This window comes from Escherichia sp. E13S3, from assembly GCF_004212325.1.
Classification (GTDB): domain Bacteria; phylum Pseudomonadota; class Gammaproteobacteria; order Enterobacterales; family Enterobacteriaceae; genus Escherichia.
The window spans coordinates 67,117-92,575 of record NZ_RHJR01000009.1 but is presented as its reverse complement, the minus strand read 5'-3'; the positions used below and the strand labels follow the sequence as shown (position 1 = coordinate 92,575).

At 51.3% G+C, this 25,459-nt stretch carries 27 protein-coding genes; 14 read left to right on the top strand and 13 right to left on the bottom strand.

From position 1 onward, the window contains the following. Positions 1-46: 46 nt before the first annotated feature. Positions 47-787, top strand: a complete 741-nt coding sequence (locus tag D9597_RS10670) for a MipA/OmpV family protein (RefSeq protein WP_130215226.1) — start codon at positions 47-49, stop codon at positions 785-787. Between the two features lie 94 nt (positions 788-881). On the opposite strand, the gene rhaM is transcribed toward D9597_RS10670, so the two are convergent. The 5 genes from rhaM to rhaB form a co-directional block, all read right to left on the bottom strand. After that, positions 882-1,196 (bottom strand): L-rhamnose mutarotase, encoded by a 315-nt coding sequence (gene rhaM / locus D9597_RS10665; RefSeq protein ID WP_130215228.1) that lies wholly within the window; start codon positions 1,194-1,196, stop codon positions 882-884. Then, positions 1,193-2,341, bottom strand: a complete 1,149-nt coding sequence (fucO, locus tag D9597_RS10660) for a lactaldehyde reductase (RefSeq protein ID WP_130215230.1) — start codon at positions 2,339-2,341, stop codon at positions 1,193-1,195. The genes rhaM and fucO overlap by 4 nt, the downstream gene beginning before the upstream one ends. A 71-nt stretch (positions 2,342-2,412) precedes the next feature. Next, entirely contained in the window at positions 2,413-3,237 is an 825-nt protein-coding gene (rhaD, locus tag D9597_RS10655; RefSeq protein ID WP_130215232.1) for a rhamnulose-1-phosphate aldolase, read from the bottom strand. 174 nt (positions 3,238-3,411) lie between these two features. Further along, positions 3,412-4,671, bottom strand: coding sequence for an L-rhamnose isomerase (rhaA, locus tag D9597_RS10650; protein ID WP_130222392.1), 1,260 nt, complete (start codon positions 4,669-4,671; stop codon positions 3,412-3,414). Further along, complete coding sequence (rhaB, locus tag D9597_RS10645; RefSeq protein ID WP_130222390.1) at positions 4,668-6,137, bottom strand: rhamnulokinase; 1,470 nt, start codon at positions 6,135-6,137, stop codon at positions 4,668-4,670. The genes rhaA and rhaB overlap by 4 nt, the downstream gene beginning before the upstream one ends. A gap of 287 nt (positions 6,138-6,424) precedes the next feature. Here rhaB and rhaS point away from each other — a divergent pair, with 287 nt between their 5' ends. Beyond that, positions 6,425-7,261, top strand: coding sequence for an HTH-type transcriptional activator RhaS (gene rhaS, locus D9597_RS10635; RefSeq protein WP_130222388.1), 837 nt, complete (start codon positions 6,425-6,427; stop codon positions 7,259-7,261). A 72-nt stretch (positions 7,262-7,333) separates the two neighbouring features. Further along, a complete protein-coding gene (rhaR, locus tag D9597_RS10630) occupies positions 7,334-8,182 on the top strand; it encodes an HTH-type transcriptional activator RhaR (protein WP_130215242.1) in 849 nt (282 codons plus the stop codon). On the opposite strand, the gene rhaT is transcribed toward rhaR, so the two are convergent. Then, positions 8,179-9,213, bottom strand: coding sequence for an L-rhamnose/proton symporter RhaT (gene rhaT, locus D9597_RS10625; RefSeq protein WP_130215244.1), 1,035 nt, complete (start codon positions 9,211-9,213; stop codon positions 8,179-8,181). The two genes, rhaR and rhaT, sit on opposite strands and share 4 nt — an antisense overlap. A 285-nt stretch (positions 9,214-9,498) precedes the next feature. Between rhaT and sodA the strand changes: the two genes are divergently transcribed. Continuing rightward, positions 9,499-10,119, top strand: a complete 621-nt coding sequence (sodA, locus tag D9597_RS10620; RefSeq protein WP_130222386.1) for a superoxide dismutase [Mn] — start codon at positions 9,499-9,501, stop codon at positions 10,117-10,119. A gap of 259 nt (positions 10,120-10,378) precedes the next feature. Continuing rightward, positions 10,379-11,362, top strand: a complete 984-nt coding sequence (gene kdgT / locus D9597_RS10615) for a 2-keto-3-deoxygluconate transporter (RefSeq protein WP_130222384.1) — start codon at positions 10,379-10,381, stop codon at positions 11,360-11,362. 55 nt (positions 11,363-11,417) lie between these two features. Here the strand turns inward: kdgT and D9597_RS10610 are convergent, their stop codons facing one another. Next, a complete protein-coding gene (locus D9597_RS10610; protein ID WP_130222382.1) occupies positions 11,418-12,308 on the bottom strand; it encodes a dihydrodipicolinate synthase family protein in 891 nt (296 codons plus the stop codon). Positions 12,309-12,460: 152 nt separating this feature from the next. Here D9597_RS10610 and yiiM point away from each other — a divergent pair, with 152 nt between their 5' ends. Next, complete coding sequence (gene yiiM / locus D9597_RS10605; protein ID WP_130222380.1) at positions 12,461-13,135, top strand: 6-hydroxyaminopurine reductase; 675 nt, start codon at positions 12,461-12,463, stop codon at positions 13,133-13,135. Positions 13,136-13,349: 214 nt separating this feature from the next. Here yiiM and cpxA read toward each other — a convergent pair whose 3' ends face one another. Both cpxA and cpxR read right to left on the bottom strand, forming a co-directional pair. Next, complete coding sequence (cpxA, locus tag D9597_RS10600; protein ID WP_000580414.1) at positions 13,350-14,723, bottom strand: envelope stress sensor histidine kinase CpxA; 1,374 nt, start codon at positions 14,721-14,723, stop codon at positions 13,350-13,352. Further along, on the bottom strand, positions 14,720-15,418 hold the full coding sequence (cpxR, locus tag D9597_RS10595) for an envelope stress response regulator transcription factor CpxR (RefSeq protein ID WP_130206632.1): 699 nt from the start codon (positions 15,416-15,418) through the stop codon (positions 14,720-14,722). The genes cpxA and cpxR overlap by 4 nt, the downstream gene beginning before the upstream one ends. Positions 15,419-15,566: 148 nt before the next feature. On the opposite strand from cpxR, the gene cpxP reads away from it, so the two are divergent. From cpxP to cdh, 5 genes are all read left to right on the top strand, one after another. Then, positions 15,567-16,067, top strand: a complete 501-nt coding sequence (gene cpxP, locus D9597_RS10590) for a cell-envelope stress modulator CpxP (RefSeq protein ID WP_130206850.1) — start codon at positions 15,567-15,569, stop codon at positions 16,065-16,067. A 148-nt stretch (positions 16,068-16,215) separates the two neighbouring features. Then, entirely contained in the window at positions 16,216-17,118 is a 903-nt protein-coding gene (fieF, locus tag D9597_RS10585) for a CDF family cation-efflux transporter FieF (protein ID WP_064530279.1), read from the top strand. Positions 17,119-17,298: 180 nt separating this feature from the next. After that, entirely contained in the window at positions 17,299-18,261 is a 963-nt protein-coding gene (gene pfkA, locus D9597_RS10580) for a 6-phosphofructokinase (protein ID WP_032185626.1), read from the top strand. Between the two features lie 310 nt (positions 18,262-18,571). Next, positions 18,572-19,561 (top strand): sulfate/thiosulfate ABC transporter substrate-binding protein Sbp, encoded by a 990-nt coding sequence (gene sbp, locus D9597_RS10575; RefSeq protein WP_130222378.1) that lies wholly within the window; start codon positions 18,572-18,574, stop codon positions 19,559-19,561. 104 nt (positions 19,562-19,665) lie between these two features. After that, complete coding sequence (gene cdh, locus D9597_RS10570) at positions 19,666-20,421, top strand: CDP-diacylglycerol diphosphatase (protein WP_130215256.1); 756 nt, start codon at positions 19,666-19,668, stop codon at positions 20,419-20,421. A 58-nt stretch (positions 20,422-20,479) separates the two neighbouring features. On the opposite strand, the gene tpiA is transcribed toward cdh, so the two are convergent. Further along, a complete protein-coding gene (gene tpiA / locus D9597_RS10565; protein WP_130206626.1) occupies positions 20,480-21,247 on the bottom strand; it encodes a triose-phosphate isomerase in 768 nt (255 codons plus the stop codon). Positions 21,248-21,354: 107 nt separating this feature from the next. Beyond that, positions 21,355-21,954, bottom strand: a complete 600-nt coding sequence (locus D9597_RS10560; protein ID WP_130206624.1) for a YiiQ family protein — start codon at positions 21,952-21,954, stop codon at positions 21,355-21,357. 100 nt (positions 21,955-22,054) lie between these two features. On the opposite strand from D9597_RS10560, the gene D9597_RS10555 reads away from it, so the two are divergent. From D9597_RS10555 to uspD, 3 genes are all read left to right on the top strand, one after another. Beyond that, complete coding sequence (locus tag D9597_RS10555; RefSeq protein ID WP_064530283.1) at positions 22,055-22,495, top strand: DUF805 domain-containing protein; 441 nt, start codon at positions 22,055-22,057, stop codon at positions 22,493-22,495. 211 nt (positions 22,496-22,706) lie between these two features. Beyond that, positions 22,707-23,006, top strand: a complete 300-nt coding sequence (locus tag D9597_RS10550) for a DUF406 domain-containing protein (protein WP_032204720.1) — start codon at positions 22,707-22,709, stop codon at positions 23,004-23,006. A 26-nt stretch (positions 23,007-23,032) separates the two neighbouring features. After that, a complete protein-coding gene (gene uspD, locus D9597_RS10545) occupies positions 23,033-23,461 on the top strand; it encodes a universal stress protein UspD (protein ID WP_130222376.1) in 429 nt (142 codons plus the stop codon). Positions 23,462-23,465: 4 nt separating this feature from the next. Here the strand turns inward: uspD and fpr are convergent, their stop codons facing one another. Together fpr and glpX are read right to left on the bottom strand one after the other, a co-directional pair. Continuing rightward, the gene (gene fpr / locus D9597_RS10540; RefSeq protein ID WP_130222374.1) at positions 23,466-24,212 is read right to left on the bottom strand and encodes a ferredoxin--NADP(+) reductase; all 747 of its coding nucleotides are present in this window, start codon (positions 24,210-24,212) and stop codon (positions 23,466-23,468) included. 96 nt (positions 24,213-24,308) lie between these two features. Next, entirely contained in the window at positions 24,309-25,319 is a 1,011-nt protein-coding gene (gene glpX / locus D9597_RS10535) for a class II fructose-bisphosphatase (RefSeq protein WP_130206618.1), read from the bottom strand. Positions 25,320-25,459: the final 140 nt, after the last annotated feature.

The following is a 25,459-nucleotide window of genomic DNA, read 5'->3' as shown; positions in this document are numbered from 1 at the left end:
ACTATGCCGACTCTTTTTTATCTTAATTTAAAATGGAATGTCGGACATGTTAATTAACCGCAATATTGTGGCGTTATTTTTTATGCCTTTTATGGCAAGTGCAACTGCCGCAGAATTATCCGTTGGTGCTGGCGCAGTTTATAATGAATCGCCTTATCGCGGTTATAATGAAAATACCAAAGCAATTCCGCTGATCAGTTATGAGGGCGATTCTTTTTATGTCCGCCAGACCACGTTAGGTTTTATTCTGTCGCAAAGTGAAAAAAATGAACTTAGCCTGACCGCATCCTGGATGCCGCTGGAATTTGATCCTGCCGATAATGACGACCATGCTATGCAACAACTCGATAAGCGTGACAGTACGGCAATGGCGGGAGTTGCCTGGTATCACCATGAGCGTTGGGGGACCGTGAAAGCTTCTGCGGCGGCTGATGTTCTGGATAACAGTAACGGTTGGGTAGGTGAGTTATCGTTATTCCACAAAATGCAGATAGGTCGCCTGTCGCTGACACCTGCTCTTGGCGTTCTCTATTATGACGAGAATTTCAGTGACTATTACTATGGCATTTCAGAGAGCGAGTCTCGTCGCAGCGGTCTGGCGAGTTATACCGCGCAAGATGCCTGGGTGCCATATGTCAGCCTGACGGCAAAATACCCCATCGGAGAACACGTCGTATTAATGGCGAGTGCCGGATACAGCGAGCTGCCGGAAGAGATTACCGACAGCCCGATGATTGATCGTAATGAGAGTTTTACCTTTGTCACCGGCGTGAGCTGGCGTTTTTAATTGACCCGGGAGATGTTGGATAAATTGCGTCAGCGAAATCTATATTAATCAATTGTCATCGCGGTGTCGGAGGGGGATCCGGCACCGCAGTGGATTATGCCATGTAAAAGACGTCTTTCAGCTCGCTACTGACCGGGCTGTTATCCGGATTAGCGGGCATCACGTCCTGCATATGCTTCCACCAACGTTGGCAGACTTCAGTGCTGGCAACCGCATTCCACCGTTCTTCAGATTCAATCTCTACCGTGGCAAACAGCAAATTACGCGTGCTGTCGAGATAGATGGCGTAGTTATGCGCGCCGTGGGATTTCAATACAGCTTCCAGTTCCGGCCAGATCGGGTTATGCCGACGCTGATACTCTTCGTGAGCGTCCGGGTTGACTTGCATAACAAAGGCTTTGCGGATCATAACGCCTCCAGATAAAGCTCACGCACTTCGTCGCGGCTGGCGGTACGTGGGTTACATGGTGCGCATGGGTCGGCCAGGGCTTTATCTAACCAGCCTTCGATATCCTTTTTGCTGATGCCAAGTTGACTAAATCCCGCAGGTATACCCACGCGATGGCTCAAGACTCGAATGGCATTAATTGCTTCCAGACTTGCCGCTTCATCACTCATCCCGCGCGTATCGACCCCCATCGCCTGGGCGATACGGGCAAAGCGTGCGATGGCATTCGGGCGGTTAAAGTTTTCGATTACTGGCAACAAGATGGCATTACACACCCCGTGTGGCAGGTTGTGGGTAGCACCGGGCTGATGCGCCAGTGCGTGAACCAGCCCCAGTCCCGCGCTGTTAAAAGCCATTCCCGCCAGATATTGCCCGAAAGCCATCTGTTCGCGAGCTTCCAGATTATGACCATCTTCTACCGCCTTCGGCAGCCACAGAGAAATCAGGCGGATAGCTTCCAGCGCGTTGGCATCAGTTAGCGGATGGGCGCCAACGGAAACATAGGCTTCTATGGCATGGGTTAGTGCGTCCATACCGGTGGCAGCGGTAACGGAGGCCGGGATCTCCAGCATTACACTGGCATCATCCACGGCGATATCAGGAATAATATTCGGATCGATGATGACTTCTTTCACTTGCCGCGCAGTGTCGATGATCACCGCATTGCTGGTCATCTCAGCAGCGGTTCCGGCAGTAGTATTGATCGCCACCAGCGGCACGCCTGGGTTTCTTACTTTGCCAATGCCAGAGTAAGCAGTAGAAGGGCCTGGATTAGCGGTAAGGATTTTTACGGCTTTTGCGGTATCAATCGGGCTACCGCCACCGAAAGCAATAATGTAATCACATGCGGCGTCCTGAAATGCAGCGTAGCCTTTTTGCACCAGTTCTTCGGTGGGGTTTGGAAAGACCTTATCAAATAGGTGGTAAGACATTTCGTGTTGATCCAGCGCGGTGAACAGACTGTTCAGCAATCCCAACTTAACCAGTTGCCCATCGGTAACGATCAGTGCTTTTCCCCACTGCTTATTCGCAACCAGGTTTACCATATCGCCAATTGCCCCAGCGCCATGCAGGCTGATTTTCGGTAATGCCAACATAAAACTCATGATTATTCTCCTTAAGAGCAAATCCTTCTGTTCGGCGGCATAACCCGCGCCGCCAGATGCGAAACGGGGTGTTAAAGCGCCAGTGCGCTTGCCAACGGAGTGACGCCGAAACGCTTGCCGAGGGCTATCAACTCTTCACGGCTGATGGTCTGTTTCATGCCGCCCATCGAATACACTTTCACCAATACTTCCGCCGATTTTTCTGCGGTATCGATCAGGCCAAACGCTTCGTCCAGCGTCGGACCGCAGCCGAAGACGCCGTGGAATGGCCACAAAACCAGTGAATGTTTTTGCATTTCCTGCGCGGTCGCCTGGCCAATTTCGTCCGTGCCGGGCACCATCCACGGCAAAATGCCAACGCCATCCGGGAATACCACCAGGCACTCGGTGCTGCCTTCCCACAGTTGGCGAGTGAAGACCGCCGTGTCGTTTTCCAGTACATAGGTGAGGGCGATCAGGTTGGTGGCATGGCAGTGCATGATCACCCGATCTTTACCGTTGGTGGCTTTAATGCGTTCGCAATGGGAGAGAAAGTGTGCCGGAAGTTCAGAAGTTGGGACGGCTTCGTGGGTTAGCCCCCAGAGAATATGGTAGCCCGCACCGTCGCTGTCGATTTTTACGACGCCTAAATTGGCGGCTGGATCGAGCTGGACGTTACGAAAGAATTTGCCGGAGCCGGTGACGATAAACGGCGTATTTGCCAGTAAAGGCATTGGTTGGCTTAATGGAATATAGCGCGGTTGTGGATGGAAGTTGTCATGATAAGGCGCGATATCGGCGTCATCCAGGCGCAGCGTCAGGTTGCCGCCGTTGCGCTCGTCCCAGCCTTTCAGCCAGGCGTCGGTGGTGGCTTTGATCATTCCCTGGACAAACCAGGACTGGGTAATGTTTTGCATGTTCTGTGTTCCTGTAAATTCGGTGTTGTCGGATGCACGACCTGTAAGCCGGATAAGGCACTCGTGCCGCATCTGGCAATCAATGCCTGATGCGACGCTGTCGCGTCTTATCAGACCTACAACTGTTGCTGACCCGTAAGCCGGATAAGGCACTTGTGCCGCATCCGGCAGTGTTTACCCGCGCTGGCTTAAAATTGCGTTCTCATAATCACGCACGCTTTCCAGCCATTCGCTACCCGCTGGCGTATCGTGACGCTGACAGTACATTTCCCACACCGCCTGCCACGGCAACGATTTCTGCTCTTCCAGCAACGCCAGTCGTGCGGTGTAATCACCCGCCGCTTCCAGCTTGCGCAGTTCGGCTGTCGGTTCTAATAACGCACGCAGCAGGGCTTTTTTCATATTGCGCGTGCCAATGACCCACGCGGCAATGCGGTTGATGGAGGCATCAAAGAAGTCGAGGCCGATATGCACGCGGTCAAACAGGTCATGACGAACAATCTCACTGGCGATCGCCTGGGTTTCATCATCCAGCAGTACCACGTGATCGCTGTCCCAGCGCACCGGACGGCTGACGTGCAGCAGCAACTGCGGCACATACAGCATGGCGGCGGAAATCTTGTCGGAAATGACTTCTGTCGGGTGGAAGTGTCCGGCATCCAGGCACAGCGCAGTCTGGCGGCTGGTGGCATATCCCATGTAAAACTCATTGGAGCCAACCGTGTAGCTCTCCGCGCCAATACCAAACAATTTGCTCTCTACGGCGTCGATATGGTGCGCAGGGTTCAGCTTTTCGCTGATCACTTCATCCAGTGCTGCCAGCAAACGTTGGCGCGGGGCGAGACGGTCAACGGTGATATCTTTCATGCCATCCGGTATCCAGATGTTCATCACCGATGGCGTGCCAAGTTGCTCGCCAAAATAGGCCGAAACGCGACGGCTGGCTTTGCAGTGGTCAATCCAGAACTGGCGAATGCTGTCGTCGGCATGGGAAAGCGTAAAGCCATCGGCACTTAGCGGATGCGAAAAACAGGAGGGGTTAAAATCCAGACCGAGGTGATTGGCTTTCGCCCATTGCACCCAGTTTTTGAAGTGCTCTGGTTTGATTTGGTCGCGCGAGACTGGCGTGTCTGATTCCAGATAGATGGCATGTAAATTAAGCCGTTTTGGGCCAGGAATCAGTCGCATAGCTTGTTCCAGATCGGCACGCAGCTCGCTGGCATTACGCGCTTTCCCCGGATAATTACCTGTGGCCTGAATCCCGCCGGTCAGTGAACCTTCCGGGTTTTCGAAACCGGAAACATCATCGCCCTGCCAGCAGTGCATTGAAACGGGTAAGCGATCAAGTTGGCGCAGCGCCTCCTCGACATCAATCCCTACCGCCGCGAAACGCTGTTTCGCCAGTTCCCAGGCCTGTTCCAGTTGAGTGGTCATGCGCAAAGCTCCTTTGTCTGTCGTGTTGAGTGAATCCGCGCCACATAGTGGGCAATTTCACTGTCAGGATTAGGGGTAAAGGTGGTCAGATTCGCGGTGGCGCTTACTACCTGACGGAAATCATCCACATTGTTGAGTTCATCCAGCGTCATTAACTGGATGCCGATATTGCCGAGCGTCGAGGCTTCAATTGGCCCGGCAATCACTCGAATACCGCAGGCATCGGCGCATAACTGGTTGAGCAGCGCGTTCTGGCTGCCGCCGCCGACAATATGCAGTTGCGAGAAATCTTCACCGCGTAGCTGCGCCAGTTCGTGCAGTACATCGGCATACAGCAGCGCCAGACTGTCGAAAATACAGCGCGCCAGTTCAGCATCACTTTCTGGGATCGGTTGCGCCGTTTCCTGACACGCAGCCTGAATTTCGCTGCACATCGCCTCAGGATTAATAAAGCGATCGTCATTGGGATTGATGATGAAGCGACAGGCCGGAAGTGCCTGTGTCGCGGCGATAAGCGTCGGGAGATCGTTGATTTTCCGCTCCTGAAGCACCCGCTGAAGAAGCCATAAACCCATGATATTTTTCAGCACCCGATAGCGGCCTTCCGCACCACCTTCATTGGTGATGTTGGCTGCCAGCGCCGCATCATTGGTGAATGGCGTCTGGTTTTCGAAGCCCATCAATGACCAGGTTCCGGAGGAGAGATAAGCGGCGCGGGAACCGTTTAACGGCGAGGCGATAACCGCGCTGGCGGTATCATGGCTGGCAACGGCGACCACCGGAATTTCATTACCCTGTGGGCAAATCCAGTGACCAATGACATTACCCGGATGCGTCGGACGACCAAACCAGGCTTTGTTGGCGCCGCTCCACGCCAGCAGGGACTCATCCCAGTCATCGCTATTGATATTGACCAGTTGCGTGGTCGTGGCGTTGGTGTACTCCCAGTTCATCTTGCCGGTCAGACGATAACTAAAGTAATCCGGCATCAGCAGAGCGTGAGCAATGTGCGGGATAAGTTCAGGTTGTTGCTCCGTCAGCGCACGCAGCTGATAGATCGTATTGAAGGGCAAAAACTGGATGCCGCTACGCTGATAAATATCGCGTTTGCCGAGTTGCTGCTGTGCCAATGTCATCAGTCCGTTAGTACGGCTATCACGATAGGCAATCGGTAAACCGACGCGCTGACCGTGTTGATCCAGCAGCACATAGTCCACGCCCCAGGTATCAATACCGATGCTATCGATATGAATCCCTTCTTCACACACCTTGTTTAACCCAAGGCGAATGGCGTTTTCCAGACTATCGACATCCCAGGTGGCATAGCCGCTCTGGTAATACAGCCCATTGGTAAAACGATGGATTTCACGCAGCGTCAGGCTGCGACATTCACGGTGGTAACGCGCCAGCATTACGCGCCCACTGGATGCGCCAAGATCAACGGCAACGCAGTAGCGAAAGGTCATAATGAGATCCTTCTAAGTTTCATTACGCCCAGTCTAAGAAGCGCCCGACTTCGCTACCTTCTCGTTACTGACAGGAAAATACACCACTGGCAACCAGGGAAAGATGAACGTGATGGCGTTCACAATTTTCAGAATTGTGGTGGTGTGATGTTTGCCGCATTTTCTGAAAAATCACGCTTTATCTTGAAAAATCGACATTTTTTACGTGTTTTGCTGTCGAAAGTTTAAGGTAAGAACCAAACCGCTTGATTACTATTCCGCCATGTTGACGGCATCAGGAGGCTTATATGGACGTATTACATTGCGTGGATTTTTTTCCGTCTGGTAACGTGTCTGTGGCAATAGAACCCCGGCTTCCACAGGTGGATTTTCCTGAACATCACCATGATTTCCATGAGATTGTGATTGTCGAACATGGCACGGGTATCCACATTTTCAATGGGCAGCCTTATACCATCTCCGGTGGAACAATCTGTTTCGTGCGCGATCATGATCGGCATTTATATGAACATACGGACAATCTGTATTTGACCAATGTGCTGTATCGCTCCCCGGATAGATTTCAGTTTCTCGCCGGGCTGCATCAGCTTCTACCGCAAGAGCAAGACGGGCAATATCCGTCCCATTGGCGCGTGAGCCACAGCATATTGCAGCAGGTACGGCAGCTGGTTTCGCAACTGGAACAGCAGGACAGAACGAATGATTTACCCTCGAAAGCCAGCGGTGAGATTTTGTTTATGCAATTACTGCTCTTGCTGCGTAAAAACAGTTTGCAGGAGAGCATGGAAAGTCGCGAATCGCGCCTGAACTTGTTGTTGGCCTGGCTGGAAGAGCATTTTGCCGACGAGGTGAATTGGGAAATGATGGCGGATCAATTTTCTCTGTCACTACGCACGTTGCATCGTCAGCTAAAACAGCAAACCGGTTTGACGCCCCAGCGTTACCTTAACCGTTTACGGTTGGTGAAGGCGCGTCATCTTTTACGTCATAGCGAGGAAAGCGTGACCGAAATCTCATATCGCTGCGGATTCAGCGACAGTAACCACTTTTCGACGCTGTTTCGCCGCGAGTTTAACTGGTCACCACGCGATATTCGCCAGCGGCGGGATGGTTTTCTGCAATAACGCGAATCTTCTCAACGTATTTCCACGCCAGTTTATGAATAATCAAACGCGTCTTCTGGCTGAGGTGGCACGGTGGTTCATCAGTTTGTCCTTCGTAAAAAAGATTTTTTTGCCAGCGAACAGCAGGCGGTTGCTGTTGCTGATCGTTATCCGCAGGATGTCTTTGCCGAGCATACACATGATTTTTGTGAACTGGTGATCGTCTGGCGCGGTAACGGTTTGCACGTGCTCAACGATCGTCCTCATCGTATTACCCGCGGCGATCTCTTTTATATCCACGCAGACGATAAACACTCCTACGCTTCCGTTAACGATCTGGTTTTGCAGAACATTATTTATTGCCCGGAGCGGCTGACGCTTAATCTCGACTGGCAGGGGGCGATTCCAGGGTTTAACGCCAGCGCAGGACAACCACACTGGCGTTTAGGTAGTGCGGGCATGGCGCAGGTGCGGCAGGTTATCGGGCAGCTTGAGCACGAGAGCAGTCAGCCCGCGCCGTTTGCCAACGAAATGGCGGAGTTACTGTTCGGGCAGTTGGTGATGCTTTTGAAGCGCCATCGTTACACCAGTGATTCGTTACCGCCAACATCCAGCGAAACGTTGCTGGATAAGCTGATTACCCGGCTGGCGGCCAGCCTGAAAAGTCCTTTTGCGCTGGATAAATTCTGTGATGAGGCGGCGTGTAGTGAACGCGTCTTGCGCCAGCAATTTCGCCAGCAGACCGGGATGACCATCAATCAATATCTGCGGCAGGTCAGAGTGTGCCATGCGCAATATCTTCTCCAGCATAGCCGCCTGTTAATCAGTGATATTTCGACAGAGTGTGGCTTTGAAGATAGCAACTATTTTTCGGTGGTGTTTACCCGTGAAACCGGGATGACGCCCAGCCAGTGGCGTCATCGCAATTCCCGGAAAGATTAACTCGCCATGCCCATACCGACGATGTTGGCGGCAATAATAATCACCACACAACCGAGGCTCAACACGGTAACCGGACGGCGTCCCGCATTGTTCCACTCTTTCAGCACCAGCCCGACAATACCGCCGCACAATACATAGAAACTCATATGCAGCATCCAACTGATGTAGTCATACTGCGCCGGAATGCGGGCGTGTCCCCAGGCATAGAAAAAGAATTGCAGATACCACATCAAACCGCCCAACGCCGAGAGCAATACGTTGTGGATGATCAGCGGTTTCGCCAGCGAGAAGTCGGCTTTTAGCGACAAACTTTTCACTTTTGCCAGACGAATAAAACAGAAACCGAGGTTGATGATCGCACCGCCACCCATGATGACAACATAGCTTGGCAGTGCGACATACAGCGGATCAACGCCCAGCGCGGCAGCCGCTTCATGCATCGGTTTTGCGGCGTTCATCGCAAAAGACATCCCGGCAGAGAAAATGCCGCACATTACTGCCAGCACCAACCCTTTTTTCAGGTTGAACTCTTCGGCTTTAATGCCCATTTTGCGCTCTTTCAACTGCCCGGCGCGAGTCACAATTCCCACGCCAATCAGCGCCACCAGTACGCCGAGTAACGTCATTCGCCCACCGTCGGTGTTAATCAGCACATCGAAATTGCCGTTGATAATTGGCGTCATCAGCGTACCGACGATCAACGTAATGCCAATGGCGATACCAATCCCCATCGACATGCCGAGATAACGCATGGTCAGGCCGTAGTTGATATTACCAATCCCCCACATAGCGCCGAACAGAAAAACAGGCAGCAGGGTAGAGAGGCTGAACGAGCTGTAATATGCCAAGAAATCAGGTAGTAGCATGGCGCTGATGGCCCACGGCAGAATAATCCACGAAACAATCCCACCGACTGACCACATGGTTTCCCATGACCACTTTTTTACTTTTTTGAACGGAGCGTAAAAACAGGCTGCACTGGCCGCGCCGATCAAATGCCAAAATATCCCCATCGTAATCGCGTTACTCATCTTCTTATCCTCATCATTTTTTCGTCGCGTCACATCTCCGACGAGATGAGTGTAAAAATCGTGCTGTCGATTAACCTTTCGCCTGTTGCCGCCGTTGCCGATTTACTGGCAATCACGGCATTAAGTGGGTGATTTGGTTCACATCTCGGACATTTCCCTGCAAAACCATTCCCCTATGAAAAGTACGGCATTGATAATCATTTTCAATATCATTTAATTAACTATAATGAACCAACTGCTTACGCGGCATTAACAATCGGCCGCCCGACAATACTGGAGATGAATATGAGCTATACCCTGCCATCCCTGCCGTATGCTTACGATGCCCTGGAACCGCACTTCGATAAGCAGACCATGGAAATCCACCACACCAAACACCATCAGGCCTACGTCAACAACGCCAATGCGGCGCTGGAAAGCCTGCCAGAATTCGCCAACCTGCCGGTTGAAGAGCTGATCACCAAACTGGACCAGCTGCCAGCAGACAAAAAAACCGTTCTGCGCAACAACGCTGGCGGTCACGCTAACCACAGTCTGTTCTGGAAAGGTCTGAAAAAAGGCACCACCCTGCAGGGCGATCTGAAAGCGGCTATCGAACGTGATTTCGGTTCCGTTGAAAACTTCAAAGCAGAATTTGAAAAAGCGGCAGCTTCCCGCTTTGGTTCCGGCTGGGCATGGCTGGTGCTGAAAGGCGATAAACTGGCGGTGGTTTCTACTGCTAACCAGGACTCCCCGCTGATGGGCGAAGCCATTTCTGGCGCTTCCGGCTTCCCGATTGTGGGCCTGGATGTGTGGGAACACGCTTACTACCTGAAATTCCAGAACCGTCGTCCGGACTACATCAAAGAGTTCTGGAACGTGGTGAACTGGGATGAAGCTGCGGCACGTTTCGCGGCGAAAAAATAATCGCATCTTGTCTGCTGTAATGAGGCGTTGACGCCTCGTGTCAGCATAAAAAACAAACCATCGTGCATAACGGTGGTTTTTTTGTGATCAATTTCAAAAGAAAAACAATGATCCTATAAAATTAAAACGATGTTTCAATTGGTGTGGTGTTGATCACTTTTATTGCCATGATGAATGTCTATCTTCGTTTCCATCAACACTGATGCTCCGTTAAGGAACTTCGCATCAGCCTATAAAAATATGCCAACAGGTGATGGAAATGCAGATAAAACGCACGATAGAGAAAATCCCGGGGGGGATGATGCTCATCCCGCTGTTCCTTGGTGCACTGTGTCATACCTTCTCGCCGGGGGCGGGTAAATATTTTGGATCATTCACCAACGGGATGATTACTGGCACGGTGCCTATTCTGGCGGTGTGGTTTTTCTGCATGGGGGCGTCTATCAAATTAAGCGCGACGGGAACAGTGTTGCGTAAATCCGGTACGCTGGTGGTAACCAAAATTGCCGTTGCGTGGGTGGTTGCAGCCATTGCTTCGCGCATTATTCCTGAGCACGGTGTCGAAGTTGGATTTTTTGCCGGGCTTTCAACGCTGGCGCTGGTGGCGGCAATGGACATGACCAACGGCGGTCTGTATGCCTCTATCATGCAACAGTACGGCACCAAAGAAGAGGCCGGGGCATTTGTGTTGATGTCGTTGGAATCTGGTCCGCTAATGACGATGATTATTCTGGGAACCGCCGGGATTGCTTCGTTTGAACCGCATGTTTTCGTTGGCGCAGTGTTGCCGTTCATGGTGGGCTTCGCGCTGGGGAACCTTGATCCTGAATTGCGCGAGTTTTTCAGCAAAGCAGTGCAGACGCTGATTCCGTTCTTTGCCTTCGCGCTGGGCAATACCATTGATTTAACCGTGATTGCCCAGACAGGTTTGTTGGGGATCCTGTTGGGTGTGGCGGTGATTATTGTGACCGGTATTCCGTTGATTATTGCCGATAAATTGATTGGCGGTGGCGATGGCACTGCCGGAATTGCCGCCTCCAGTTCTGCCGGGGCCGCGGTGGCAACGCCGGTACTGATTGCGGAAATGATCCCGACCTTTAAACCGATGGCGCCTGCGGCAACTTCGTTGGTGGCGACGGCGGTAATTGTGACGTCGATTCTGGTGCCAATTCTTACCTCTGTCTGGTCACGTAAAGCCAAAGCCAGAGCGGCGAAGATCGAAATTCTGGGTACGGTGAAATAATCTCTCTTTTTCCATATCATCGCCGGATGAATTGACGTTCATCCGGCGTTTTACCTTAAATAATAAATACCTCATCGATCGTCCGACATTCGCTTTCTGTTAACTCCCCACCGGCATTGCGCGACACTCCTGTGCAGTAACCAAACTTACGTGATACCACCGTCTTGATGGTAGTGACAAAATCTTCACCGATGGCGTAGATGGACATATAAGTACCAATCTGTTGCTGAATATCTTGTAAAGCTGCCAGGTCGCCGCGTTTGAAGGCTTCGCGGGCTCCGACAAACAGCTCTGGCATAACGTTATTTAAGCCAGAGATTATCCCCGCGCCGCCAGCCAGCAAATTAGGAATGTAATACTCGTCATACCCCGAAAGCACCGCAAAATCAGGACGCACAGCCTGAGTTGCCTGAATCATGCTGCGGGTGTGTGACTGGCAATCGACAGTATCTTTAATTCCGGCAAACTCAGGAAACTCACTCGCCAGTGTGGCGACCAGGTCAGGGGTTAAATCACAACCGGTCCGCGCCGGGAAGTTATATGCGAACCATTTGCCCTGTAATTCGCGACCCAGATGGCGGAAATAGCTTAATAATTGCTTCGCCGTCTGGCCGTAGTAATAAGGCGGGAGGATCATCACCGCATCGTACCCAACGCGATACGCTTCTTGCGCCATAATCAGTACATCATGCGTGCATGTGGACGAGACGTTGGCCACCATTTTTAGCGTGCTCATGGCTCGTGCTTCACGAATAAGCATGAGCCTCTCTTCCAGTGTGAATGAAGCAAACTCACCAATGCTTCCCATTAGCAATATCACATCGATGTTAGCGTCAGTGAGTCGCTGCAGATGCTGCTTCAGTCCGTTAAGGTCTACATTCCCATCTTTATCCATCGGCGTGATGGAAGGACACCAGACGCCAGAAAACTGTAATTTATCAGCCACGCGGTAAACTCCTCATAATGAAATGGCGTTTCAAAAACATCTCATTGATAACATGTCTACAGTTTTGTCATGTGAACCGTGCTCTCATTTTGCGCGCCTGACGTAAAATAAATATGGTCTAATGGGGAAATTTCTCGGTGGAGAGGGAACAGATGCGATATCCAGTTGATGTATACACAGGCAAAATTCGGGATTATCCGGAAAGCCGTCCAAGTGCAATTGCGAAAATGCAGGTCGATGGCGAGTTGATGTTGACAGAACTGGGGCTGGAAGGCGACGAACAGGCAGAGAAAAAGATTCACGGTGGGCCGGACAGGGCGCTGTGTCATTATCCTCGCGAGCATTATCTCTACTGGGCGCGGGAATTTCCGGAACAGGCAGAGTTGTTTGTTGCACCTGCGTTTGGTGAAAACCTCTCAACCGACGGTCTGACGGAAAGTAATGTTTATATTGGCGATATTTTCCGCTGGGGAGAGGCGTTGATTCAGGTCACCCAGCCGCGCTCTCCGTGCTACAAACTCAATTACCACTTTGATATCAGTGATATAGCTCAGTTGATGCAAAACACGGGTAAAGTCGGCTGGCTGTATAGCGTGATTGCGCCGGGGCAGGTATCTGCTGATGCTCCGCTGGAGTTGGTTTCCCGCGTTAGCGATGTGACCGTGCAAGAGGCTGCCGCCATCGCATGGCATATGCCGTTTGATGATGAGCAGTATCACCGTTTGCTTTCCGCAGCCGGGCTATCGAAAAGCTGGACGCGGACGATGCAGAAACGCCGACTTAGCGGCAAGATTGAAGATAATTCACGGCGGTTGTGGGGGAAATAACCCCCGGAGAGTAGGCCTGATAAGACGTGACTAGCGTCGCATCAGGCATTCTGCTCAAATGCCGGGTGCGGCGTAAGCGCTTTATCCGGCCACAAATGTTGCCCTTTGCGCAGTAAAGAGTAGGCCTGATAAGACGCGACCAGCGTCGCATCAGGCATCATGCTCAAACGCTGGATGCGGTGTAAACGCCTTATCCTGCCTACAAATGCGGAGTTTAACTCCGCTTATACAGCGGCAGCCAAATCACCAGACGTAAACCGCCAAGCGGGCTGTCTTCCGCTTTTACCCAACCACGATGCTGCTGGATGGCGGTTTCGACAATCGCCAGCCCCAAACCTGTACCGCCAGATTCACGATCGCGCGCTTCATCTGTACGATAGAACGGGCGGAAAATCTGTTCGCGATCTTCCGGGCTAACGCCAGGACCATCGTCGTCCACCGTAATGGTGATACCGTCTTTATCTACTGCAAAGCCCACTTCAATCTTCGTATGGGAATAACGCAGAGCATTACGAACAATGTTTTCCAGCGCACTTTCCAGGGCGTTCGGGTTGCCGTACAGCGGCCACGGCCCTGGCGGGAAGTTAACCGTAAACGACTTGCCCATCTGTTCCGCTTCGAATGCCGCGTTATCCAGCACTTCGTTCCACAACTGGTTGGCTTTGATTGTCTCGCTCACCAGCGCGTTTTTCTGCTGATTACGTGACATTACCAACAGGTCGTTGATCATGCTGTCCAGACGCTGGGCTTCGGTTTCAATACGCTCCAGTTCCTTACTTTCACCACTACGACGACGCAGTAACGCCGTACCCAGTTGCAGACGCGTCAGCGGCGTGCGCAGCTCGTGAGAGATATCAGAAAGCAGGCGCTGCTGGGAGGTCATCATGCGTTCCAGTGCGGTCACCATCTGGTTAAAACTGGCACCTGCGGCAAGAAATTCTTGTGGCCCCGCTTCCAGTTCCGGGTGTTGGCGTAAGTTCCCCTGGGCAACTTCATCGGCAGCGTTTTTCAGCTTACGTGCCGGTTTTGCCAGACTCCAGGCCAACCACAACAGCAGTGGTGTACTGACCAACATGGTGACAATCAGCAGCAATAGCGGGCGGTCAAACAGTAAGTTTATGAAATCGGATTGAGAACTGCTGGCCGGACGAATCAGATAAAGCTGGTAATTATCTTCGCCATCACGCACGGAGAACGGACCGACCAGTTCCACGCGGCCATACTTTTTCTTCTGCGGATGATCGGCGTTATCGGCCTGACCAATAAAGTTGCGAATGATCTGCATTTCGCTGCGTTCAGCGCCGATCACGCGGCCTTCAGTGGTCACCAGTAATAAACGCTGGCCTGGTGGTGCCCACTTATCAATGGCCCGGAACAGGCGACGCCACCACATTAAATCGTTGGGTGGATCGTTCGCCAGTTCCGCTTCGACATGCTGCTCAATCATCAGCCCCTGACGCTGTTCGCTATCCAGAAGCTCGGTCATCTGGCGTGAATCGAGCTTGGGTAACATCAAAACCAGCATCAACACCAGCGCCAGCGTCAGCCAGAAGATGGCGAAGATGCGCGCGGTTAAGCTGCCTATCATGAAGCGGAAACCATCAGATAGCCGCGACCACGCAATGTTTTAAACCACGGATGACCGTCTTTACGATCCGGCAGCTTACGACGCAGGTTGGAAATATGCATATCGATAGCACGGTCGAAAGGCGTCAGGCGTTTGCCCAGTACTTCCTGGCTTAAATGCTCGCGAGAAACCACCTGACCCAGATGCTGCGCCAGTAGGTAGAGCAGGGTAAATTCAGTACCGGTTAACTCCAGTGTTTGCCCGTCGAAGCTGGCTTCCTGACGGCCTGGATTCAGCACTAAGGCGTCAACTTCCAGCGTCGGCGAACCATTATCGCTGTTCTGCTGTTGCTCGCTCCAGTGCGAACGGCGCAGGATCGCGCGAATACGTGCAACCAGTTCACGATCGTTAAACGGTTTCGGGAGATAGTCATCTGCACCCAGCTCAAGGCCGAGGACGCGATCAAGTTCACTGCCGCGAGCCGTCAACATAATGACTGGCGTCTGGTGTGTCTGGCGAAGTGCTTTCAGCGTATCGATACCATTTTTCTTCGGCATCATCACATCAAGCAAAAGTAAATCAATGCTGTCGTCCAGAAGAGCAAGCGCTTGTTCCCCGTCGTGGGCAACAATCACGTTGAAGCCTTCCATCTCGAGCAGCTCCTTTAACAGGGATGTCAGCTCTCGGTCATCATCAACTAACAGGATTTTATTCATTGTTTAAATACCTCCGAGGCAGAAATTACGTCATCAGACGTCGCTAATCCATGACTTTACGTTGTTTTACACCCCCTGACGCATGTTTGCAGCCTGAATCGTAAACTCTCTATCGTTGAATCGCGACAGAAAGATTTGGGAGCAAATGATGCGCATAGTTACCGCTGCCGTCATGGCCTCAACGCTGGCAGTCAGTTCATTAAGCCACGCTGCTGAAGTCGGTTCAGGCGATAACTGGCATCCGGGAGAAGAACTTACGCAGCGCAGTACGCAGAGCCATATGTTCGACGGCATAAGTTTAACCGAACATCAGCGTCAGCAGATGCGAGATCTTATGCAACAGGCCCGGCACGAACAGCCACCTGTTAATGTTAGCGAACTGGAGACAATGCATCGCCTTGTCACCGCAGAAAATTTTGATGAAAACGCTGTGCGCGCACAGGCAGAAAAAATGGCGAACGAGCAAATAGCTCGTCAGGTTGAGATGGCAAAAGTCCGCAACCAAATGTATCGCCTGTTAACGCCGGAGCAGCAAGCGGTTTTAAACAAGAAACATCAACAACGAATGGAACAGTTGCGCGACGTGACGCAATGGCAAAAAAGTTCATCGTTGAAGCTATTGAGTAGTAGCAACTCACGTTCCCAGTAGTAAACCCTGTTTTCCTTGCCATAGACACCATCCCTGTCTTCCCCCACATGATGTGGGGGTTTTTTTTATCCGCAATTTGCCTGTTACTTGATGCATTGCAGATGATTTGCATCCGTTATACTACCGTCAGTTGATAGCGGGAGTATTTATGAATCAATCTTATGGGCAGCTGGTCAGTCGGGCAGCGATTGCTGCAACGGCGATGGCTTCGCTGTTATTATTGATTAAAATTTTTGCATGGTGGTATACCGGATCAGTGAGTATTCTCGCTGCGCTGGTGGATTCGCTGGTGGATATCGGCGCGTCATTAACTAACTTATTGGTCGTGCGTTACTCACTGCAACCTGCCGACGATAATCACTCTTTTGGTCACGGTAAAGCTGAATCGCTCGCCGCGCTGGCGCAAAGTATGTTTATCTCCGGCTCCGCGCTGTTCCTGTTTTTGACCGGTATTCAGCATTTGGTTTCTCCGACACCGATGAAAGACCCGGGTGTTGGGGTTATCGTGACTATTGTGGCGCTAATTTGTACGATTATTCTTGTCTCGTTTCAGCGTTGGGTCGTTCGCCGGACGCAAAGCCAGGCAGTGCGGGCAGATATGCTACATTATCAGTCTGATGTTATGATGAACGGCGCGATTTTGCTGGCGCTGGGATTGTCCTGGTACGGCTGGCATCGTGCTGATGCCCTGTTTGCTTTGGGAATCGGCATCTATATTTTATATAGCGCGTTACGCATGGGGTATGAGGCGGTCCAGTCATTATTGGATCGCGCGCTGCCCGATGGCGAACGACAGGAAATTATTGATATCGTGACTTCCTGGCCGGGAGTTAGCGGCGCTCACGATCTTCGCACGCGGCAGTCAGGGCCGACCCGCTTTATTCAGATTCATTTGGAAATGGAAGACTCTCTGCCTTTGGTTCAGGCACATATGGTGGCGGATCAGGTAGAGCAGGCTATTTTACGGCGTTTTCCAGGTTCAGATGTGATTATCCATCAAGATCCTTGTTCCGTCGTACCCAGGGAGAGTAAACGGTCTACGCTTTCATAATCCGTACAAAAGAGAGCCAGACCCGCATTTTGTGTATAAAATACCGCCATTTGGCCTGACCTGAATCAATTCAGCAGGAAGTGATTGTTATACTATTTGTACATTCGTTGGATCACTTCGATGTGCAAGAAGACTTCCGGCAACAGATTTCATTTTGCATTCCAAAGTTCAGAGGTAGTCATGATTAAGAAAATCGGTGTGTTGACAAGCGGCGGTGATGCGCCAGGCATGAACGCCGCAATTCGCGGGGTTGTTCGTTCTGCGCTGACAGAAGGTCTGGAAGTAATGGGTATTTATGACGGCTATCTGGGTCTGTATGAAGACCGTATGGTACAGCTAGACCGTTACAGCGTGTCTGACATGATCAACCGTGGTGGTACATTCCTCGGTTCTGCGCGCTTCCCGGAATTCCGCGACGAGAACATCCGCGCCGTGGCTATCGAAAACCTGAAAAAACGTGGTATCGACGCGCTGGTGGTTATCGGCGGTGACGGTTCCTACATGGGGGCAATGCGTCTGACCGAAATGGGCTTCCCGTGCATCGGCCTGCCGGGCACCATCGACAACGACATCAAAGGTACTGACTACACCATTGGTTTCTTCACGGCATTGAGCACCGTTGTTGAAGCTATCGACCGTCTGCGTGACACATCTTCTTCTCACCAACGTATTTCCGTGGTGGAAGTGATGGGCCGCTACTGTGGCGATCTGACTCTGGCTGCGGCTATTGCTGGTGGCTGTGAATTCGTTGTGGTTCCGGAAGTTGAATTCAGCCGTGACGATCTGGTAAACGAAATCAAAGCCGGTATCGCGAAAGGTAAAAAACACGCGATTGTGGCGATCACTGAACATATGTGTGACGTCGACGAGCTGGCACACTTCATCGAAAAAGAAACTGGCCGTGAAACCCGCGCAACTGTGCTGGGCCACATCCAGCGCGGTGGTTCTCCGGTGCCTTACGATCGTATTCTGGCTTCCCGTATGGGCGCTTACGCTATCGATCTGCTGCTGGCAGGTTACGGCGGTCGTTGCGTAGGTATCCAGAACGAACAGCTGGTTCACCACGACATCATCGATGCTATCGAAAACATGAAGCGTCCGTTCAAAGGTGACTGGCTGGACTGCGCGAAAAAACTGTATTAATGATTTCGGAAAAAGGCAGATTTCTTTAGCCCGAAACCGATGACAGAGGCAAAAATGCCTGATGCGCTTCGCTTATCAGGCCTACATGAATTCTGCAATCTATTGAGTTTGCAAGCTTTTGTAGGCCGGATAAGCCGCATCCGGCATGAACAAAGCGCACTTTGTCAGCAATATGAGGCGGATTTCTTCCGCCTTTTTAACTCCCCCATATATACCCGCAAGTTATAGCCAATCTTTTTTTATTCTTTAATGTTTGAATCCCTTTCTGGCACGCTTTGTTCATCACAACACAACATAAGAGAGCCGGGCGATGAACAAGTGGGGCGTAGGGTTAACTTTATTACTGGCAGCGACCAGCGTTATGGCAAAGGATATTCAGCTTCTTAACGTTTCGTATGATCCAACGCGCGAACTGTACGAGCAGTACAACAAAGCCTTCAGCGCCCACTGGAAACAGCAAACCGGCGATAACGTGGTGATTCGCCAGTCGCACGGCGGTTCGGGTAAACAGGCGACGTCGGTAATCAATGGCATAGAAGCTGATGTCGTCACGCTGGCGCTAGCCTATGACGTGGATGCCATTGCTGAACGTGGTCGTATCGATAAAGAGTGGATCAAGCGTCTGCCGGATAACTCCGCACCTTATACTTCTACCATTGTCTTCCTGGTGCGTAAGGGGAATCCGAAGCAGATTCACGACTGGAACGATTTGATTAAGCCCGGTGTTTCGGTGATCACCCCGAACCCGAAAAGTTCTGGTGGTGCACGCTGGAACTACCTGGCAGCCTGGGGATACGCCCTGCATCACAACAACAACGAGCAGGCAAAAGCGCAGGAATTCGTGCAGTCGTTGTATAAAAACGTCGAAGTACTGGATTCCGGCGCGCGCGGTTCAACGAATACCTTTGTTGAGCGCGGCATTGGCGACGTGCTGATTGCCTGGGAAAACGAAGCTCTGCTGGCGGCGAATGAACTGGGGAAAGATAAATTCGAAATCGTCACGCCGAGCGAGTCTATTCTCGCAGAGCCTACGGTGTCAGTTGTCGATAAAGTGGTAGAGAAAAAAGGCACTAAAGAGGTGGCGGAAGCTTACCTGAACTATCTCTACTCGCCAGAAGGCCAGGAGATTGCGGCTAAAAACTACTATCGTCCGCGCGATCCTCAGGTAGCGAAAAAATATGAAAATGCCTTTCCGAAGCTGAAGTTATTCACCATTGATGAAGAGTTCGGTGGCTGGACGAAAGCGCAAAAAGAGCATTTCTCTAACGGCGGAACGTTTGACCAAATCAGCAAACGTTAATTTTGTTGAAGGCAATCAGACCCGGTGGCATCTCGCGACCGGGTTTTTTATTTGTCACGATTTTGCGTTACCCTTGCATCTCTTTGAGGTACAGGGAAAAAAAGATGAAAAAAGCAGGTCTTCTTTTTTTAGCGATGATGGTTATCGCTGTTGCTGCTGCAGGCATTGGTTACTGGAAATTGACCGGTGAAGAGTCGGACACGTTGCGCCAGATTGCCCTTGAGCAATGTTTACCCAACCAGCAGCAAAACCAAAACCCTTCGCCATGTGCGGAAGTCAAACCCAATGCAGGATATGTGGTTTTAAAAGACCTCAACGGTCCTCTGCAATATTTGTTGATGCCAACGTATCGTATTAACGGCACTGAAAGTCCATTGTTAACCGATCCTTCAACGCCTAATTTCTTCTGGTTAGCCTGGCAGGCGCGTGATTTTATGAGCAAAAAATACGGCCAGCCAGTCCCCGATCGCGCGGTATCTCTGGCGATTAACTCCCGTACCGGGCGCACGCAAAACCATTTTCATATCCATATCTCTTGTATTCGTCCTGATGTGCGCGAACAACTGGATAATAATCTGGCGAATATCAGTACCCGTTGGTTACCGCTGCCCGGTGGGCTGCGTGGGCATGAATACCTGGCACGTAGGGTAACTGAAAGCGAGTTGGTGAAACGTAGTCCGTTTATGATGCTGGCAGAAGAAGTACCAGAGGCACGGGAACATATGGGCAGTTACGCGCTGGCGATGGTGCGACAGAGTGATAACTCGTTTGTATTGCTGGCGACGCAGCGCAATCTGCTGACGCTGAATCGTGCTTCAGCCGAGGAACTTCAGGATCATCAGTGTGAGATTTTGCGTTAAAGCGAGGAGTTGTTGAGGAAAGCTAAGTGCCGGATGCGATATCCGGCACCTGTCAGACTTAAGCCTGTTTAGCCGCTTCTGCAGCTTTAACGATCACTGCGAAGGCGTCAGCTTTCAGAGAAGCACCGCCAACCAGCGCGCCGTCGATGTCCGGCTGAGCGAACAGTTCTGCGGCGTTAGACGCGTTTACAGAACCGCCGTACTGGATGATCACTTGTTCAGCGATGTTAGCGTCAACTTTAGCGATGTGGTCACGGATAAATTTGTGAACAGCCTGTGCCTGCGCCGGAGTTGCAGATTTGCCAGTACCGATTGCCCATACTGGTTCGTAAGCGATTACCGCACCTTCGAATGCCGCAGCACCCTGAGTTTTCAGTACCGCGTCGATCTGACGTGCGCAAACTTCTTCAGTTTTGCCCGCTTCGTTTTCAGCTTCGGTTTCACCGATGCACAGAACCGGAGTCAGACCCTGCTCTTTCAGCACCGCGAATTTTTTCGCGATCAGTTCGTCAGACTCTTTGTGGTAAGTACGACGTTCAGAGTGACCGATGATGATGTACTGTGCGCCGATGTCTTTCAGCATAGCAGCAGAGGTTTCACCAGTGAATGCGCCGGACAGGTTCAGGTCCACGTTCTGCGCACCCAGCATGATGTGGCTGCCTTCAGCTTCACGCTTCGCCATATCGATGTACATTTCTGGTGGCGCGATTGCAACGCCACAGCCATCAACGCCTGCCAGCTCTTTACGCAGGTTAGAAACCAGCTCGTGAACCATGTGGCGGCTGCCGTTCAGTTTCCAGTTACCCATCACTAAAGGATGTCGCATTTTAATTCTCCACGCTTATAAGCGAATAAAGGAAGATGGCCGCCCCGCGGGGCAGCAGGTCTGTGAAACAGTATAGAGATTCATCACTGGAAAGGCTTTGCTTTTTGTCATTTATTCAACCCTTCAAGCGATTCAGATAGCGCCAGCTTAATCGGTTCAACAGCGAAGGTCAGTCCCTTTTCGCCGTTGTCCGCGACAACATAGCGCAGTGCGCCTTCTGTCTCTGTGTAATAACGTTTGTTTTTCCCCGCAGTAAGGAGCGACTGTAGCTTTTTCTGGCTTTGTGTTTTGGTCATCAGCGGGGTGAGTGTGCGGATCACCGCCGCCATGTATTCATGAGCTTTTGCTTTGGCGGCTTTTTGCTCTGGTCCCTGGATTGGTAGCCAGGTAATTTGAATGCTTTTGATTTTTAAAGTGCCACGCTCCAGCGCCGTAGAGGCATACAAGTTCTCGTTAATTTTACTGGCGGCGCGAGTCAGATTGGCTTTGTCGGGGCTGCTGTCGATGGCGCGAAACTCGTTCAGTGGCAGGTTGGGGTTCTGGCTGTTAAAGTTTTCTCGAAACTGGCTGATGGAGAGATCGAAGGTAGGGGCGCCAGCAAGCAGATAGGGCGCAGTGGTCGCCGTACCTGGTGTTTGTGCATGCACCGTTGTGCTAACGGCTGATGCAGAACATAAGAGAAAAAACAGCGTAAACCCTGGCTTCATCGACAGTACCTTTTGTTATGACTGGCTCCGATTAAAACGATATCTGTCTCCCTTGTCAAAAGGGTAGAATCCTGGAAAAGACAACCATCAAGGAACTTACATGACCATACAGCAATGGTTATTCTCGTTTAAAGGGCGTATTGGGCGCCGTGATTTCTGGATTTGGATTGGCCTCTGGTTCGTTGGCATGCTGGTGCTTTTCTCACTGGCAGGTAAAAACTTACTCGATATCCAGACCGCCGCGTTTTGCCTGGTGTGCTTACTTTGGCCGACAGCGGCAGTAACGGTCAAACGACTGCACGATCGCGGGCGTTCCGGCGCATGGGCATTTTTAATGATTGTAGCGTGGATGCTGCTGGCGGGTAATTGGGCGATTTTACCGGGCGTCTGGCAATGGACGGTGGGGCGTTTTGTCCCGACGTTGATTCTGGTGATGATGCTTATTGATCTTGGCGCATTTGTCGGTACGCAGGGCGAAAATAAATTTGGCAAAGATACTCTGGATGTGAAGTATAAAGCCGACAATAAATCAAGTAATTAACCTTTAATATATCTCTTCTTGCTATTTTTTTCCGGGATCGTTATTTCCACGCTGGAAATGACAATGCCCGGAAAATCCTCCTCATTTCCTCACCTTAAGCAATATCAAAAAAAATGGTAATCCATAAGATCATTACTTGTTTGTTCTTCTCTTAACGGCGCATTATTCTTAAGTCGTAATCGACAGAGAGGCGAATATACAGAGGTGCCCTATGAAAGATGTCGTAGATAAATGCAGTACTAAAGGATGTGCGATTGATATCGGTACGGTGATTGATAACGACAACTGTACCAGTAAGTTTTCGCGCTTTTTTGCCACCCGCGAAGAAGCAGAGTCCTTTATGACCAAACTGAAAGAGCTTGCCGCCACTGCATCCTCTGCGGATGAAGGGGCCAGTGTGGCCTATAAGATTAAGGATCTGGAGGGGCAAGTTGAGCTTGATGCGGCCTTCACCTTCTCATGCCAGGCCGAGATGATTATTTTTGAGTTATCCCTGCGTTCGTTAGCTTGATGGAGTCGCTTTAGAAGGAGTTAAACATGGCTTATAAACACATTGGCGTGGCAATTTCCGGAAATGAAGAAGATGCCTTACTGGTGAACAAAGCCCTGGATCTCGCCAGACATAATGACGCTCACCTGACATTGATTCATATTGATGATGGCTTAAGCGAGTTGTATCCGGGCATTTACTTCCCTGCAACAGAAGATATTCTTCAACTGTTGAAAGATAATTCGGATAACAAGCTGTATAAACTGACGAAAAATATTCAGTGGCCGAAAACCAAACTGCGTATTGAGCGCGGAGAAATGCCGGAAACACTGCTGGAAATTATGCAACAAGAGCAGTGCGACCTCCTTGTCTGTGGTCATCACCACTCATTTATCAACCGTTTGATGCCGGCATACCGCGGGATGATCAATAAGTTGAATGCGGACCTGCTCATCGTGCCGTTTATCGATAAGTAACCGCTTACCAGTAATGCTCCGCTGTCATATGGCCCGGTCGACGACGTAAATGTTTCGTCATCTGCCGGGTTTCTTTTAGCAGCTGTTGCGTATCGCGCACCATTTGCGGATTACCACACAGCATCACATGACTGGTTTCTTTATCCATTGCCAGGCCAACCGCGTTTTCCAGTTCACCGCTTTCAATTAACGCCGGTATTCGCCCGGTGAGCGAACCCGCGGCTGTTTCCCGACTGACCACCGTCTGAATGCGCAGTTTCCCTTCGTAGCGTTTTTCCAGTTCTTGCATCAGCGGCAGATAGCTTAAGTCGGCGGCATAACGTGCGGCGTGAACCAGCACCAGGTTTTTGAAGCGATCTAAATCTTTGCCCAATTGCAGAATCGATAAATAAGGGCCAATCGCTGTACCGGTTGCCAGCATCCATAGCGTTTCGCAGTCCGGTACTTCATCCAGCACAAAGAAGCCAGCCGCCTCGCTAACCACTTGCACTTCATCACCCGGTTTTAGCGCCGCCAGTCGCGGGCTTAATTTGCCATCGGGGACAGTGACCAGGTAAAACTCCAGATCGGGATTGTCGGGCGAGTTAACGTAAGAGTAGGCACGCTGAACGCGTTCGCCTTCAATTTCAAGGCCAAGTTTGGTGAATTGCCCGGCGGTAAACGGAAGCACGGGAGCGTGAACGGTGAGACTAAACAGGGCGTCGGTCCAGTTCTGCACTTTAGTGACTTTGCCTGTTACCCAATCAGCCATGTTTTTCTCCTGTTTTGATTGACTTGCCTTATCTTCGTTCTCCGAACAAAAAAATTCCAGTCCCGAAGGACTGGAAGGCTCAATCGATCAAATCACTCAGAGAATGTGCACCTGCATATCCGGGTCTTTACGATCCAGATAGTGAATCGACTGAATGCGACGAATAGTGCGTGACTTACCGCGGATCAGCAGCGTTTCGGTGGTGGCGATATTACCTTTGCGGCTAATACCTTCCAGTAGATCGCCCTTGGTGATACCGGTGGCGGAAAAGATGACGTTATCGCTGCGCGCCATATCGCCCAGACGCAACACTTTACCCGCTTCGATGCCCATTGCTTTGCAGCGTGCCAGTTCCTGTTCACCAATGCGGCGATTTTCTGCGTTGTCGCCTTTGACATCATGACGCGCCAGCAGACGGCCATTCATATCGCCATCTAACGCCCGAATCACCGCCGCAGAAACCACGCCTTCCGGCGCGCCGCCAATGCCGTACAGCACGTCAACTTCGCTGTCTGGCATACAGGTGAGAATTGAGGCCGCAACGTCACCATCCGGAATAGCAAACACGCGCACGCCGAGTTGCTGCATTTCTGCGATAACGGCATCGTGGCGCGGTTTCGCCAGAATCGTTACCGTCAGTTCACTCAATGGTTTGCCGAGCGCAGCGGCAACATTGCGCAGGTTATCCGCTAACGGCAGATTCAGATCAATGGCGCCCTTAGCTCCCGGCCCGACGATCAGCTTTTCCATATACATATCTGGCGCGTTGAGGAAGCAGCCTTTATCGCCTACTGCCAGCACCGCCAGCGCGTTAGCCTGGCCCATCGCCGTCATGCGCGTGCCTTCAATCGGATCAACAGCAATATCCACTGCATCACCGCGACCAGTACCGACTTTTTCACCAATGTAGAGCATCGGTGCTTCGTCGATTTCACCTTCACCAATGACGATGGTGCCGTCAATGTTGACCTGGTTGAGCATTATGCGCATGGCGTTAACCGCTGCGCCGTCAGCGGTATTTTTATCGCCGCGTCCTAACCATTTGTAGCCAGCCAGCGCCGCAGATTCGGTGACGCGGGAAAATTCGATGGCAAGTTCTCGTCTCATAGCAAACTCTAAGCAGTAAGGAATGGCGCGAAGTGTAGCACAGGGGAGGGAGCGGATTATTGATGTGTGCGGGGGTTGCCCCCGCACGATTTCAGAGTCTGCGACATGCCGGATGCGGCGTGAACGCCTTATCCGATCTA